Raw genomic sequence first — 15,149 nt, 5'->3', positions numbered from 1 at the left:
GATGTCCATACAGGCGACTATGGAAGACAAGCTGAACAAGGCGTTTTCGCCGGAGCGCCTGGCGATCGTCAATGAAAGCCATCTCCATGCCGGTCATCACCACCACGGCTCCGACCATCACGCTGCCTATGACGGCACTGGCGAGACGCATTTTCGCGTCCGCATCGTCTCATCCGTCTTTGCCGGCATGAGCCGCATCGACCGCCACCGCGCCGTCAACGAATTGCTGGCAGCGGAGCTGCAAGCCGGCGTCCATGCGCTGGCAATCGAACCGGCTGCACCCGGCGAAAAGACCCGTTGGTAAGTCTCTCCGCCTCAGATCACCGCTTCGATGAGAAACGGTCCCGGACGCGACAGGGCACTGTCGAGCAGCGCGTCGAACCGCTCGCACGTGTCGGCGCGGGCCGCCTCGACGCCCATGCCTTTGGCCAGCGCAACCCAGTCCAGCGCCGGATGGTCGAGATCGAGCATGCGCCTGGCGTTCTCGCCGATCTCATTGACCCCGACATTCTTCATTTCGCCATGCAGGATGGCGTAGGTCCGGTTGGAAAAGATGATGGTCACGACGTCAAGCTTTTCCCTGGCCTGGGTCCACAGTCCCTGCACCGTGTACATGCCACTGCCGTCGGCTTCGAGATTGATCACCTTGCGGTCCGGGCAGGCGATCGCCGCGCCGGTAGCCATGGGAATGCCGCCGCCGATCGATCCGCCCGTACCCATCATGTAGTCGTGCGGCGCCGCAAAGGCGGATAGCGTGAAGAACCGTCTCGCCGAGGTGACTGCTTCGTCGCAGACGATGGCATTGGCCGGAAGTTTGCGCGCCACCGACAGCGCGATGGCATCGTCCGTCAGTCTGCCGCTCAGCGTCGGTTCGTCTGGAAAGGCGGTTGCGGCGGCGAATTGCTGCGTCGGCTTGATGCCGAGCTCGTCGGCCAGCGCCTCCAGCGCCGCTTTCAGATCCTGGCCATGCGCCGCCAGCGAAAGCACCTTGCAATCGTCCCGAACCAGCCGCCCGGGCTTGCCGGGATAAGCGAAGAAGGCAACCGGCTCCTTGGCGCCGACCAGCACCAGCAAATCGATATCCCGGAGCGTGGCCGTCGCCGCATCGACCGGATAGGGAATGCGGGTCGGGGCGAACCGCCCGCGGCCGCGCTGCATGCGGGCGATCAGAACCTCACTGAACAGCCTGACATCGCTTCCCGATGAGATTCTCCCTGCGATTTCAAGTCCATCGGCGCGCGCCGCCTGCCCACGCACCACCATGCCGACACGGCCCGGCGCGGCGCGGATTGCTTCGGCGATCGTGCGCACAACAGCCATGTCGACGGCGGGCGGCGGCTCCAGCTCCACCTTGCCAGGTGAAATCGCAGCAACTTCGCCCCAGGCGGCATCCGCAGGCAGGATCAGCGTCGTGACGCCAGGCGGCGTGAGTGAGGCGCGGAAAGCCGCCTCTGCGGCCGGCACAATATCGGCCGGCCCCTTGACGCGGCCAACCCAGTTCGACATCGGCGACGCCAGGCCTTCTATGTCGCTGGTCAGCGGGGCATCGAGCGGCAGATGGTAAGAAGCATGGTCGCCGACAATGTTGATCATCGGGCTGCGCGCACGCCTTGCGTTGTGCATGTTGGCCAAACCGTTGGCGAGACCCGGTCCGGTATGCAGCAACGTTGCTGCCGGGCGGTCGGTCATGCGCGCATAGCCGTCGGCGGCGCCGGTCACCACGCCCTCGAACAGGCCGAGCACGCAACGCATCTGAGGTTTGCGGTCCAGTGCGGCAACGAAATGCATTTCGGATGTGCCAGGATTGGCGAAGCAGACCGTGACGTCATTGGCCAGGAGCACGTCGCACAGCAGATCGGCGCCATTCATGATTTTCTTTCCCAATCGACAATTCAGGAACAATTGCACCTGTAGGCGCCGGGTCGGCAATGTCCCGCCGGGGCTTTTGGTCTGATCCAGGACGCCTCGCGGGGATCCGGCGATCAACCGACGGTCCATTCAGGAAGGCCAGCATCGCGGCGGTCAACGCGTCGCCGTCCTCGCCGAAGTCGTGATTGATCGACATATGCGTGTAGGCGTTGCCGTCGAACAGCGTCACTTCAGTGCCGATGGCGCGCAGGCATTTGGCAAAGCCTTCGATTGGTCGTCGCGGCCTTCGGCGCGCGAATAGGCGATGAAGGTCGGCGGATGCTTGTGTCCATCGAGATAGCTGGCCGGCGACAACGCCGCCCATCAGCGCCGCAGCACCGGGCAACCCGCCATTCCTCCCAAGCCTTCTACCCGGATTGCAGCCACTCTCCTTCATGTGAAGGGAACCAACAATGCTTTCCGACAGTTGAAGGTGATGAGGCGATTGGAATCCAGATCGGCTCCGAGGGCAGAACATCATGCGTGCAACCCAATCCGACGTCTTCGATCTTTTTTCGGAAATTTATGCCAATGCGGCGGACGAAGAGGTCAGCATCCAACAGTATCTTCTTGCCTGTCGGGAAGACAAATCGATGTACGCTTCGGCGCCCGAAAGGATGGTCGACGCAATCGGCGAACCAAAACTGGTTGACACCAGCAAAGACGAGCGCCTCGGCCGCATTTTCGCGAATCGGACCCTCAAGATCTACCCTCATTTTTCTGACTTCTATGGAATGGAGGATACGATCGAGCGCATAGCTGGATATTTCCGCTATGCCTCGCAGGGGCTCGAAGAACGCAAGCAGATCCTCTATCTCCTCGGCCCGGTCGGCGGCGGCAAATCCTCTCTGGCCGAGCGCCTGAAGAAACTGATGGAGCAGCGCCCGATCTACACGCTGAAGGTCGGCAACCAGATCAGCCCGGTTTTCGAGTCGCCGCTTGGGCTGTTCCATCCCGATCACATGGGTGATCTGCTAGAGGATAAATACGGCATAGCCCGGCGCCGGCTGAACGGATTGATTTCGCCATGGGCGGCCAAGCGCCTCGACGAATTGTCTGGCGACATTTCCAAATTCAGCGTCGTCAAGCTGATGCCTTCGCGGCTGCGCCAGATCGGCATTGCCAAGACCGAACCTGGCGATGAGAACAATCAGGATGTCTCGGCCCTGGTCGGCAAGGTCGACATCAGGCAATTGGAAAATTTTAGCCAGTCCGACCCCGATGCCTATTCCTATAGCGGTGGCCTGAACCGGACCACGCAAGGTCTGCTTGAATTCGTCGAGATGTTCAAGGCACCCATCAAGGTTCTGCATCCGCTGCTGACCGCGACACAGGAAGGCAGCTACAACGGCACTGAAAATTTCGGCGCCTTTCCCTACCAGGGGATCATCGTCGCCCATTCCAACGAGTCGGAATGGCAACAGTTCAAGAGCAACAAGAACAATGAGGCGTTTCTCGATCGCATCCTGGTGGTCAAGGTACCCTATTGCCTGCGGATCACCGAAGAGAGGCAGATCTATGAGAAATTGCTGCGTGAGAGCGAGTTGGCCGCCAGCCCCTGTGCCCCTGAAGTTTTGGACATCCTCAGCCGCTTTGCAGTTTCGACGCGCTTGGCCGAGCACGACAACTCGCCGCTCTACACCAAGATGCGCGCCTATGACGGCGAAAATCTGAAGGAAGTCGATCCCAGGGCAAAGTCGGTCCAAGAATATCGCGACGCCGCCGGCGTCGATGAAGGCATGACGGGCGTCAGCACGCGCTTTGCCTTTAAGATCCTTTCGCAGACATTCAACTTCGATAATGAGGAGGTGGCCGCCGATCCTGTGCATCTGATGTACATTCTGGAGGAGGCGATCAAGCGGGAGCAGTTCCCGAAGGAAACGGAAGCGGCCTATCTTGAATTCATCAAGTCGGAGCTTGCGGCGCGCTACGCCGAGTTCATCGGCCACGAAATCCAGAAGGCCTATCTGGAGTCCTATAGCGAATACGGCCAGAACCTCTTCGACCGCTACATCGCCTATGCGGATGCCTGGATTGAGGACCAGGACTACAAGGACCCCGACACCGGCCAGATCCTCAACCGGGAGATCCTGGACAACGAACTTTCGCAGGTCGAGAAACCGGCAGGCATCGCCAATCCCAAGGACTTCCGTAACGAGGTGGTGAAGTTCACTCTGCGCGCTCGCGCAAGAAACCACGGCCGCAACCCGTCATGGACCAGCTATGAAAAACTGCGCGAGGTCATCGAGAAGCGGATGTTCGGACAGGTCGAGGACCTCTTGCCGGTGATCAGCTTCGGCTCCAAGCAAGACAGCGTTACGGAAAAGCGCCACAACGAATTCGTGCAGCGCATGATCGAGCGTGGCTACACAGAACGGCAGGTACGCCGGCTGGTGGACTGGTACATGCGGGTGAACAAGGCGGGTTGACAGAGCCGGATGGTTCCATGCCGATCTTCATCGACCGTCGCCTGAACCCCAAGGACAAGAGCCTTGGCAATCGACAGCGCTTCCTCAGGCGTGCTCGCGAGGAGTTGAAGCGGAGCATTCGCGATCAAATCCGCACTGGCAGGATCGCCGACGTGGATACCGAGCACGCCGTGCCCATGCCTGAAAGGAAAACGGCCGAGCCGAGCTTCAACGATGACAGGGCCAGCGGACGGCGCCGACACATCCTTCCGGGCAACAGGCATTTTTCCCCTGGAGACCTGCTCCCGAAGCCGCATGGGGGCGGCGCGGCGTCGTCGCCAGGAAACACGGCGTCGGAAGACGATTTTCGTTTCGTGCTGTCACGCGAGGAGGTGCTCGAACTCTTTTTTGAGGATCTCGAACTGCCCGACCTGGTTAAGCTCAATCTCAAGGAAATCCTTGCCTTCAAGCCGCGCCGGGCCGGCTTCGCGGCAACCGGTTCCCCGACCAACATCAATGCCGGCCGCACCATGCGCAACAGCCTAGGCCGGCGCATTGCGCTGAGGCGCCCCACGCAGCAGGAACTGGAGGCGATCCTCCGGGAAATCGTCACGCTTGAGTCGGCCCCGGCCGGCGCGGCGGTGCGCCAGCGCATCGCGGAATTACGCGACGAGCTTGACCGGCTGGAGCGACGGCGCAGGCGAATTGCCTTTGTCGATCCGGTCGATATCCGATTCAACCGCTTCGACGCCCGGCCGGTGCCGAATGCCAATGCCGTCATGTTCTGCCTTATGGACGTGTCCGGATCGATGGGCCAACGCGAAAAGGACTTGGCCAAACGCTTCTTCGTGCTGCTGCACCTGTTCTTGAAACGGCGCTACGAACGCACGGAGATCGTCTTCATCCGCCATACCCATGAGGCGCACGAAGTGGATGAGGACACGTTCTTCTACAACACGCAGAGCGGCGGTACGATCGTCTCCACCGCGCTCGACGAAATGCACCGCATTATCGGCCAGCGCTATCCTGCCAGCGAGTGGAACATTTACGCCGCGCAGGCCTCTGACGGGGACAATTTCACCACCGATTCCGAGCGATGCATAGAACTCATGAACGGCAAGCTCATGCGCCTGTGCCAGTATTTCGCCTATGTCGAGATCATCGACGAACGCGAGAGCCACATATTCGGTGCTACCGAAAACGGGACGTCGCTTTGGCGCGCCTACAGTACGATCGAGCTGAAATGGCCCAACTTCCAGATGAGCCGCATCGCTGCTCCCGCGGATATTTACCCGGTCTTCCACCGGCTCTTCGCCAGGCAGCCGGCGGCCATCAAGAGCGCTTGAGAGAGAGAGATGGTCAGGCGAGCCAACGAAACGAATTTGTTGTTTTCCGGTTCTGACTGGAATTTCGAGAAATTATCGCGGGCTTTTGAAGAGATCGAGGCGATCGCGGTCGACGAGTTGCATCTCGATACTTACCCGGTCCAGATGGAGATAATCTCCTCCCAACAGATGCTCGACGCCTACTCATCTATCGGCATGCCACTGATGTATCGGCATTGGTCGTTCGGCAAACATTTCCTTCACCAGGAGCTTCTTTACCGTAAGGGTGGTCGGGGGCTGGCCTATGAACTGGTCATCAACTCCAATCCCTGCATCGTCTACCTCATGGAGGAAAACACCATGGCGTTGCAGGCCCTTGTGACGGCCCACGCGGCGCTTGGCCACAATCATTTCTTCAAGAACAATCATCTGTTTCAGCAATGGACCGACGCCGGGGCAATCCTGGGTTATCTGGACTTCGCCAAGGGCTACATCGCCCGGTGCGAGGAGCGGCACGGCCTTGCAGCAGTGGAGGCCATTCTCGATTCCGCCCATGCCCTGATGGAACAAGGGGTGTTCCGCTACCACCGGCCGCCAAAGCTCTCGTCGGAGCGACAGCGCGAAGGGCTTCGCGAGCGCCTCGAATACGAAGAGCGCTCCTACAACGATCTGTGGCGCACGCTGCCGCCGTCGCAGAACAAAAACAAGTCCGGCAATGAGGATCAAGGGATGGCGGAGCGCAAGAGATCGCTCAACCTTCCCGAGGAAAACCTCCTTTATTTCCTCGAGAAGAACAGCCTGATCCTGGAACCCTGGCAGCGCGAGATCATCAGGATCGTCCGCGTCATCGCGCAATATTTCTACCCGCAGCGACAGACTCAAGTCATGAATGAAGGCTGCGCCACCTTCGTGCATTATACGCTCATGAACATGCTATTCGATCGCGGCCGGATCGGCGAAGGTGCCATGCTCGAAATCCTGCGCAACCATTCGAACGTGATCTTCCAGCCGGCCTTTGACGATCCCCGGTTTTCAGGCATCAATCCCTATGCCCTCGGCATCGACATGATGCAGGACATACAGCGCATTTCGACCGAGCCGACGGCGGAGGACCGCGACTGGTTCCCGGACATTGCAGGACATGGCAACTGGCGCGAGGTCCTGCTTGAGGCCTGGGCCAACCACCGCGACGAATCCTTTATCCGCCAGTACCTCAGCCCGAGCTTGATCCGAAAATGGCGGTTCTTCGTGCTTGGCGATGGAGCCGACAAACCGCATTTCGAAGTCGCGTCGATCCACAACGAACGTGGCTATCACAAGATACGCGCCCAGCTAGCCCACAGTTACGACCTTGGAGCGAATCGGCCGGACATCCAGGTGATTGATGTCGACCTGCTCGGCGACCGGCAGTTGCGGCTGCAACACAGGGTAAAGGATGGTGTTGTGCTCGAAGGGGCCAGCCGTGACGCGACGCTCCGCCATGTCCGCAGCCTCTGGGGCTACGAGGTCAGCCTGGTCGCAGTTGACGCTCAAACCGGTGCGACAATCCACGAACGGTCTACGAGCCAGATCGCGGCATAAGCTCGGCAAAGAGCGTCCTGTTGCGGGCCTGCTCGTTACCTCAGGCTTCGCCCGCCGGCCTGATCCTGATCCTTGCGATCCGGTTCTTGTCGCGCTTCATCACCACGAAGCGCTTGCCGTGGAAGGTGAAAGCCTGCTTTTCCTCGGGGATCGACTGCGTCTCGTGGATGACCAGGCCGGCAATGGTGGTCGCTTCCTCGTCAGGCAGGTTCCAGTCGAGCGCCCGGTTGAGATCGCGGATCGGGACGGTGCCGTCGACGACCACGGAACCGTCCGCCTCCTGCTTGACGCCCTGAATGTCGACATCGTGCTCGTCGGCGATCTCGCCAACGATCTCCTCGATAATGTCCTCCAGCGTCACCAGCCCTTCGACCTCGCCATATTCGTCGACGACGATGGCGAAATGCGCCTTGGCGCGCAGGAAGGCGTTGAGCTGTTCCTGCAGCGTGGTGGTGTCGGGCACGAACCAAGGCTTCGAAGCGATCTTCATCACGTCGATCCGGGAAAAGTCGTTGCCGACCTCGTTCAGCGCTCGCAGCAGGTCCTTGGCGTGCAGCACGCCGACAATGTTGTCGAGCGAGCCTTTCCACAACGGCATGCGGGTGTGCGGGCTTTGCAGGATCTCGCGCACCACCGCTTCCGGCCCATTGTCGGCATTGACCGAGCGCATATTGGTGCGGTGGACCATGATGTCGGAGACTTCGAGCTCGGCGAGATCGAACAGCCCGCCGACGCGGTCGCGGTCCTCTCGCACCATCTGGCCGTCGCGGCGGAAATCGTCGACCGCGCCGCGCAACTCGTCCTGGGTCGAGCGCTGCGGCTCGATGCGCGACAACTCATAGCCGAACATGGCAAGCAGGCGCGTGCGCACGGCCAGGACCAGCAGGATGAGGATGGCAAGGAAGGCGACGACGGTCCAGCCAGGCTCGTTGATCATCGCGGCCGGCTTTCCTGGCCCGGGTGGTTTTCCCTGAGGAACGAAAGCACTTCCAACGCCGGTACATCCTTGGCAATAAAAGCCTGGCCAACGCCGCGCGTCAGGATGAAGGTCAGCGCGCCGCGCGACACTTTCTTGTCCTGGGTGATGAAGCCAAGCAGCGCCTCGGCATCGGGCAACTCACCAGGGATGTCGGCCATCCGCCAGGGTAGACCGACGGCGCGAAGATGCGCCTCGACCCGCGCCGCGTCGTCCGGGCTGGCCAGATTGAGCCTTGCGGAAAAGCGGTGCGCCAGCGCCATGCCGATGGCGACGCCTTCGCCATGGACGAGGCGGGCGCCATCATACTGTGTGGCGCCTTCCAGCGCATGGCCGAACGTGTGGCCAAGATTGAGCAGTGCGCGGTCGCCGGTTTCGAACTCGTCGCGGGCGACGACATCGGCCTTGGCGCGGCAGGCCTCGGCAATCGCCTCCGCCCGTTCCGCACCACCGGCGAACACCTTTTCCCAGTTCGCTTCCAGCCAGGCGAAAAACGCCGGTCGGTCGATCAACCCGTATTTGGCAAGCTCGGCATAGCCGGCGCGAAATTCGCGGATCGGCAGCGTGTCGAGCACTTCGGTGTCGGCCAGCACCAGCTTCGGCTGATGGAAGACGCCGACCAGATTCTTGCCGCGCGGGCTGTTGATGCCGGTCTTCCCACCGACCGAGGAATCGACCTGCGCCAGCAGCGAGGTTGGAATCTGGACGAAATTCATGCCGCGGCGCACGATGCCGGCGGCAAAGCCGGTGAGATCGCCGATGACGCCACCGCCGAGCGCAATGACGACATCGCCGCGCTCCAGCTTGGCGGCGAGCACGCCGTCGACCACCTCTTCGAGATGGGCAAAGCTCTTGGTCTTTTCGCCGGCCGGCAAAGTGATGACGGCAGGCTGGATGCCGCCTGTTTCCAGACCGGCCTTCAGCGCGTCGAGATGTGCCGCCGCGACATTGTCGTCGGTGACCACCGCCGCCCTCGTGCCGGGCAGGCGGCGCGAAATCTCGGCGCCGGCGCGCGCCAAAAGGCCAGGGCCGATCAGGATGTCATAGGCGCGCTCGCCAAGGCCGACCTCGACAGTGACCTGTTCGCTCACAGCCGCACCTCGCCCGGCGCAGTCGGAGCCGGAATGCCGAAATGCCCGCACAGCGCGTCGACAACCTCCGTCGCAATGACCTCCTTGCGGTCGTCGCGTGTCGGCACGGTGATGTTGGACGTGGCATAGACCGGGTAGCGCTCGCCCATCAGTCGCTCGAGCACGGCGCGCCGATCGGCGCTTTTGAGCAACGGCCGGTTCTGCTTCTTGGACACGCGCTCCATCAACAGGTCGATCTCGGCCTTCAGCCACACCGACACGCCATGCCCGGCGATCGCTTCCCGCGTCTGCGCATTCATGAACGCGCCGCCGCCGGTCGACAGCACCTGCGGCCCACTCTCCAGCACGCGCAGGATGACGCGCTGCTCCAATGCCCGGAATTCGGTCTCGCCATAGCGTTCGAACAGTTCCGGCACCGTCATGCGCGACACGGTTTCTATCTCCTGGTCGCTGTCTACGAAGGGCAGCGACAGCATCGTCGCCACCTTGCGGCCGATCGCCGTCTTGCCGGCGCCCATCAGGCCGACAAAGACGATCGAGCGGCTGCCCAGCCTGTCGAGCAGCGCGGCATGGCTATCGCCGGGAGGATTTGCTGGTAACGCGTTCATGAGACCATGCTGTTTCTAAGCCGTCTTTGCCGGCGTATCGACATCAAAAGCCCGTTTGCGTCAAGCATAGCGCCTTTCGCACGTAGAGCCCTTCGTCCTTGAATTGACGGAATTAGCGTCCCATAAGGACACAGGGCTTGGAATCGCAGAGCAAGAAGACGGGCGAAGATTGATGCCGACACTGTTCCGCTTTGTCGTGACGATGATGATTCTTGCCGGCATTGCCTATGGTACGATGGTGGCGTTGGCGATGTTCGTCGAGCCGAAAAAAGCCGAAATCACCGTGCGCATTCCACCGGAAAAGCTGAACCCCAAGAAAAACTGACCCAAAACTGACCCCTGGAACATGAACAGCGCGGCTCGCATCGAAGCCTTTCTCGAAATGATGAGCGCCGAACGCGGTGCCGCTGCAAACACGCTGTCTTCCTACCGCCGTGATCTCGAAGACGCTTCGCAGCAGATTGCCGGCGGGCTTGCCGCTGCCGCCGCAGTCGACATCCGCGCCTATCTCGACGACATCGCAGCGCGCGGCTTTGCGTCGACGTCGCAGGCGCGCAAACTGTCGGCGATCCGCCAGTTCTTCAAGTTCCTCTACGCCGAGGGCTTGCGCGGCGACGACCCGACCGGCACGCTGGACAGTCCGAAAAAGGGCCGGCCGCTGCCCAAGACGATGAGCGAGGCCGATACCGGTCGGCTGCTCGACCGTGCGGCGCTTGAGACAGGCGATGGCGTCAATGGCGACCGGGTGGCGGCACTGCGCCTGCACGCTTTGGTCGAGGTGCTCTATGCCACCGGCCTGCGCGTCTCCGAACTTGTCGGCCTGCCGGTGACCGTCGCCCAGCGCGACGACCGCTTCTTCATGGTGCGCGGCAAGGGCGACAAGGAGCGCATGGTGCCGCTGTCGGCCAAGGCCCGCATGGCGATGCGGGCATGGCTCACGGCCCGGGCGTCGGTGCCGGCTTTCGCCGACAGCCCGTTTCTGTTCCCGGCCGCCGGCGACAGCGGCTTTCTCTCCCGGCAGGTCTTTGCCCGCGACCTCAAAGGCCTTGCCGCGCGGGCCGGCATATCGGCGGCCAAAATTTCGCCGCATGTGCTGCGCCATGCTTTTGCCAGCCATCTCCTGCAGAACGGCGCTGATCTCAGGGCGGTGCAGCAGCTGCTCGGCCACGCCGATATCTCGACCACGCAGATTTACACGCATGTGCTGGAAGAGCGGTTGGTGCGGTTGGTCAACGATCATCATCCGCTTGCCGACTAGGCCTCATATCGCTATGTGAGGGCAACGTGCCCGCGCGGAGCCTACATCTGCGCGATGTTTGCCTTCCGACGCATCGGTCCGCTCAAGAATGTACAATTACCTCGATTTCGAAAAGCCGGTGCAGGACCTTGAACTCAAGATCCTCGAGCTGAAGAAGCTTGCCGAGAATGGCGAGGCGGTCGACGTCGGCGACGAAATCAGCCGGCTCGAGAAGCGCGTGCGCGACGCGCTGCGCGACATCTACAAGGCGCTGACGCCGTGGCAGAAGGTGCAGGTCGCGCGCCACACCGACAGGCCGCATTGCCTCGACTACATCAAGGGTCTGTTCAGCGATTTCACGCCGCTCGCCGGCGACCGCAATTTCGGCGAGGACCAGGCGATCATCGGCGGCTTCGCCCGCTTCCGCGGCGAACCGGTGGCCGTCATCGGCCAGGAAAAGGGCTCCGACACGGCGAGCCGGCTCAAGCACAATTTCGGCTCGGTGCGCCCTGAAGGCTACCGCAAGGCCGTGCGGCTGATGGAACTTGCCGACCGTTTCCAGATCCCACTTCTGACGCTGGTCGACACCGCCGGCGCCTACCCCGGCGTTGGCGCCGAGGAACGCGGCCAGGCTGAAGCCATCGCCCGCTCAACCTCGGCCTGCCTCGGCCTCAAAGTGCCATCGATTTCGGTCGTCATCGGCGAAGGCGGTTCGGGCGGCGCCATTGCGATCGCCACCGCCAACCGCGTCTACATGCTGGAACACGCCATCTATTCGGTGATCTCGCCGGAAGGCGCTGCCTCGATCCTGTGGCGCGACACGACGCGCTCGAAAGATGCGGCGACCAACATGAAGATCACCGCCCAGGACCTTCTGGAAATGAAGATCATCGACGCCATCATTGCCGAGCCGCTCGGCGGCGCCCAGCGCGCGCCCGAAACGGTGATCGCCGCCACCGGCGACCTCATCGCCAAGACGATGAAGGATTTTGCCGGCGCCAACACTGATTTTCGCGAACAGCGCCGCGAAAAATATCTGGCGATGGGCCGCAGCCTCTGATTTCGTCTGGCAGCGCACCGCAATGTGGCGTCAAGGAGCAATTTCGCCACAAAAATGCCGCCTCATTCGGCTCAATAAAAATCCGTGACACCGGGCGAATTGCCGTGGGGGGCGCCGTCCGACGCTTGCGGTAAGGAATTTTCAAGGTTAACGGGCTTAGGGTCCGTCAGTGTTCAGCATGCAGGCCCGGGCGCTATCCGGCCGTGCCGCGAGAAAAAGACATAGCCGTATCCATGTTTACCAAGCTTGCCCGCACTGGACTTCTGATCGCCGCGCTTGGCGTTGCCGGCTGCAACGATTCCTCGATGAAGAATTTTGCGCCGGAAGCCAGCAAGCCGCTGCCGGACAAGATCCTGGCCGACATGAAGGCCAAGGGCATGATCCGCACCTCGTCGGTGATGGCTCGCATCTTCAAGGAAGAAGGCAAGCTCGAAATCTGGAAGGCCAAGACCACCGGCCGCTACGAGATGGTCGCCAGCTACGACATCTGCAAATGGTCGGGCAAGCTCGGCCCGAAATACACCGAGGGCGACCGCCAGGCGCCGGAAGGTTTCTATACGGTCCGCCCGTCGCAGATGAATCCGCGCTCGAACTATCATCTGTCCTTCAACATCGGCTATCCCAACGCCTATGACCGTGCCAATGGCCGCACCGGCGCCAATCTGATGGTGCATGGCGCCTGCTCGTCGTCGGGCTGTTATTCGATGACCGACCCGCAGATCGAGCAGATCTACGCTTTTGGTCGCGATGCCTTCCAGGGCGGCCAGACCGAGTTCCAGATCCAGGCCTTCCCATTCCGCATGACCGCCGCCAACATGGCGCGTTACCGCAACGACCCGAACTATGAGTTCTGGAAGATGCTGAAGGTCGGTTACGACAACTTCGAGATCACCAAGGTGCCGCCGAAGGTCGATGTCTGCGACAAGCGCTATGTCTTCAACCAGGTGGCGCCTGAGGGCACGACATTCGATCCGACTGGCGCCTGCCCCGCGACCACGCAGCCGGATTCGCTGAAGAGCGCACTCAACGCCTATCAAAGCAGCTATGACGCGGCCTTCACCGGCGCGGTCAAGGCCAGTGTTCCGGCGCCCAAGCCGACCATTGCCGGCATCAAGGAAGCCAGCATCGTTTCCGACTGGTCGAAGCGCCGCGCCCGGGGCGAGCGCGTGCCGATCGAACCGCCGTCGCTGAATTCCGACGGCACGCTGACCGAGACGGCGCGCATGGGCCGCATCGATTCGCCGGCCGGCCGCAAAATGGCGGCGCTGGACGCAGAGAAGGAAGCCAAGCGCAAGGCCGAGGAACAGCGGGTTGCTGCCATTGAGGCAGCGAAGGCCGCCAAGGCCCAGGCACTGGCTGAAAAGCAAGCCGCAAAGGCCCAAGCGCTGGCCGAAAAGGAAGCAGCCAAGCAGGCCGCCCAGCAGCCGGTCGCCACTGCGAGCGTCGAGGCGGCGCCTGCGGAACCGCTGGCGGACGAAAGCCGGATGTCGAAGATCAAGAACAAGCTGCTAGGCATGTTCGGCGGCTGAGGTTTTCGCCTTGCCGATGCATGCCGCCCAAAAGTGCGCCGCGGTTTTGGGACAAAGACATGCATGAAGACAAACAAACAAATCACACCGCGATCTATGACCTCAAGGGCCTGAACTGCCCCCTGCCCGTTCTCAAGGCGAAAAAACGCTTGGCGGCAATGCAGCCGGGCAGCCGGCTTTGGCTGGAGACCACCGACCCGCTGGCGGTCATCGACATCCCCGCCTTTTGCGCCGACGCTGGCCACCAGCTTGTCGAAACGTCAGCCGTCAGCGGCGGCCACCGCTTCCTGGTCGAACGCGGCGCATAGCGAGCCTGACAATCAGCCCCCGGCTATCGCCAGCGGATTGCTCTCCAGCGCCGCGCGATCCGGCGTGTCGATCGACGGCCGGTTGGTGAAGGCGGAAAACAGCCGGCGCACATAATCTTCCGGCATATCGAGCGTGATCAGCACCAGCCTGGTGCCGCGTTGGCCGTCCGGCCAGGCCAGCAGCCGCGCCGGCGGATGCAGGATCTTCTGCACCCCGTGGACGACAAGCGGCCGCGACGGGTCCTCCGCAAGCTCGATGATGCCCTTCATCCGCAAAAGCTTGTCGCCATGCGCAGAACGCAGCAGGTCGAGGAACATCTCGATCGCCGAAAACGGCACCGGGCCGTCATGGACCAGCGAGTAGGAGCGCACGCGGGAATCGTGGCGGTGGTGGTGCTCATGCTCGCCGTGGTCATGATCATGATGATGGTGGTGCTCATGGGCGGCTTCTTCGCCGAGCCAGCGCCGGACATCGGCGGATTTGGTCGCCGGATTGTAGAGGCCGCAATCGAACAGCGCCGTGACGCCGGTTCGGCCGTCGCCGGCGTCCAGCACCACGGCGCCTGGATTGAGCTGATGGAGTCGCGTTCGCAAAGCATCGACGTCGCCGGGATCGCTGGCCAGATCGACCTTGGTCAGCACGATGCGATCGGCGACCGCCACCTGCTTGACCGCCTCGACATGGCCGTCGAGCGTCGCATTGCCGTTGACCGCGTCGACCAGCGTGATGACGCCATCAAGTCGGAAGGCCTGCACAAGGGCGGGATGCGCCATGATCGACTGCAGCACCGGCGCCGGATCGGCGAGCCCGGTGGTTTCGACAACGACGCGGGCAAGGCGGGCGATACGGCCGGTCTGCAGCCGGTCGACGAGGTCAGCCAGCGTATCGACCAGTTCGCCGCGCACCGTGCAGCACAGACAGCCGTCGGACAACTGGATGATGCCGTCCGAGGCCTGCTCGACCAGCAGGTGGTCGATCGCCACCTCACCGAATTCGTTGATGATGACGGCCGTGTCGACCAGTGCCGGATCTTTGAGCAGCCGGTTGAGCAATGTCGTCTTGCCGGCGCCGAGGAAGCCGGTGACCACCGTGACGGGTATCGGAAAGCCAGCCATCG

15 protein-coding genes are annotated in these 15,149 nt (G+C 62.0%); 9 read left to right on the top strand and 6 right to left on the bottom strand.

All coding sequences use genetic code 11. From position 1 onward, the window contains the following. Position 1 precedes the first annotated feature (1 nt). The gene (locus NLY43_RS22015; protein ID WP_023711704.1) at positions 2-304 is read left to right on the top strand and encodes a BolA family protein; all 303 of its coding nucleotides are present in this window, start codon (positions 2-4) and stop codon (positions 302-304) included. Between the two features lie 11 nt (positions 305-315). Here NLY43_RS22015 and NLY43_RS22010 read toward each other — a convergent pair whose 3' ends face one another. Next, a complete protein-coding gene (locus NLY43_RS22010) occupies positions 316-1,869 on the bottom strand; it encodes an acetolactate synthase large subunit (RefSeq protein ID WP_023711703.1) in 1,554 nt (517 codons plus the stop codon). Next, entirely contained in the window at positions 1,826-2,254 is a 429-nt protein-coding gene (locus NLY43_RS22005) for a hypothetical protein (protein ID WP_245263971.1), read from the bottom strand. The genes NLY43_RS22010 and NLY43_RS22005 overlap by 44 nt, the downstream gene beginning before the upstream one ends. Before the next feature lie 133 nt (positions 2,255-2,387). On the opposite strand from NLY43_RS22005, the gene NLY43_RS22000 reads away from it, so the two are divergent. Genes NLY43_RS22000 through NLY43_RS21990 form a run of 3 tightly spaced genes read left to right on the top strand, consistent with a single transcriptional unit; the run spans position 2,388 to position 7,222 of the window. After that, positions 2,388-4,337, top strand: coding sequence for a PrkA family serine protein kinase (locus tag NLY43_RS22000; protein WP_023686732.1), 1,950 nt, complete (start codon positions 2,388-2,390; stop codon positions 4,335-4,337). Between the two features lie 17 nt (positions 4,338-4,354). Then, positions 4,355-5,662 (top strand): YeaH/YhbH family protein, encoded by a 1,308-nt coding sequence (locus NLY43_RS21995; RefSeq protein ID WP_023686733.1) that lies wholly within the window; start codon positions 4,355-4,357, stop codon positions 5,660-5,662. Between the two features lie 9 nt (positions 5,663-5,671). After that, a complete protein-coding gene (locus NLY43_RS21990) occupies positions 5,672-7,222 on the top strand; it encodes a SpoVR family protein (protein WP_023711702.1) in 1,551 nt (516 codons plus the stop codon). A 40-nt stretch (positions 7,223-7,262) separates the two neighbouring features. Here NLY43_RS21990 and NLY43_RS21985 read toward each other — a convergent pair whose 3' ends face one another. From NLY43_RS21985 to NLY43_RS21975, 3 genes are read right to left on the bottom strand one after another with little or no spacing between them, the layout of a single operon-like run. After that, a complete protein-coding gene (locus NLY43_RS21985) occupies positions 7,263-8,159 on the bottom strand; it encodes an HlyC/CorC family transporter (RefSeq protein WP_023711701.1) in 897 nt (298 codons plus the stop codon). Next, positions 8,156-9,289, bottom strand: coding sequence for a 3-dehydroquinate synthase (gene aroB, locus NLY43_RS21980; protein WP_023711700.1), 1,134 nt, complete (start codon positions 9,287-9,289; stop codon positions 8,156-8,158). The genes NLY43_RS21985 and aroB overlap by 4 nt, the downstream gene beginning before the upstream one ends. Beyond that, positions 9,286-9,897, bottom strand: a complete 612-nt coding sequence (locus NLY43_RS21975) for a shikimate kinase (protein ID WP_023711699.1) — start codon at positions 9,895-9,897, stop codon at positions 9,286-9,288. The genes aroB and NLY43_RS21975 overlap by 4 nt, the downstream gene beginning before the upstream one ends. 172 nt (positions 9,898-10,069) lie before the next feature. Between NLY43_RS21975 and NLY43_RS21970 the strand changes: the two genes are divergently transcribed. The 5 genes from NLY43_RS21970 (at position 10,070) to NLY43_RS21950 (ending at position 14,031) form a co-directional block, all read left to right on the top strand. Beyond that, a complete protein-coding gene (locus tag NLY43_RS21970; RefSeq protein WP_023670666.1) occupies positions 10,070-10,222 on the top strand; it encodes a hypothetical protein in 153 nt (50 codons plus the stop codon). Positions 10,223-10,243: 21 nt separating this feature from the next. Continuing rightward, positions 10,244-11,155 carry a site-specific tyrosine recombinase XerD gene (locus NLY43_RS21965; RefSeq protein WP_286458628.1) on the top strand — a complete coding sequence of 304 codons (912 nt, stop codon included), beginning with the start codon at positions 10,244-10,246 and terminating at the stop codon, positions 11,153-11,155. An 88-nt stretch (positions 11,156-11,243) separates the two neighbouring features. Next, entirely contained in the window at positions 11,244-12,194 is a 951-nt protein-coding gene (locus NLY43_RS21960) for an acetyl-CoA carboxylase carboxyltransferase subunit alpha (protein WP_023685389.1), read from the top strand. Between the two features lie 233 nt (positions 12,195-12,427). Then, positions 12,428-13,723, top strand: a complete 1,296-nt coding sequence (locus NLY43_RS21955; protein WP_023711697.1) for a L,D-transpeptidase family protein — start codon at positions 12,428-12,430, stop codon at positions 13,721-13,723. 59 nt (positions 13,724-13,782) lie between these two features. Further along, positions 13,783-14,031, top strand: a complete 249-nt coding sequence (locus tag NLY43_RS21950) for a sulfurtransferase TusA family protein (protein WP_027050749.1) — start codon at positions 13,783-13,785, stop codon at positions 14,029-14,031. A gap of 12 nt (positions 14,032-14,043) precedes the next feature. On the opposite strand, the gene NLY43_RS21945 is transcribed toward NLY43_RS21950, so the two are convergent. Beyond that, on the bottom strand, positions 14,044-15,147 hold the full coding sequence (locus NLY43_RS21945; RefSeq protein WP_023686739.1) for a CobW family GTP-binding protein: 1,104 nt from the start codon (positions 15,145-15,147) through the stop codon (positions 14,044-14,046). Positions 15,148-15,149 lie beyond the last annotated feature (2 nt).

The organism is Mesorhizobium sp. C416B (assembly GCF_030323165.1).
In the GTDB taxonomy this organism is placed as follows: Bacteria; Pseudomonadota; Alphaproteobacteria; order Rhizobiales; family Rhizobiaceae; genus Mesorhizobium.
This window is presented reverse-complemented; position numbering and strand designations above follow the sequence as displayed.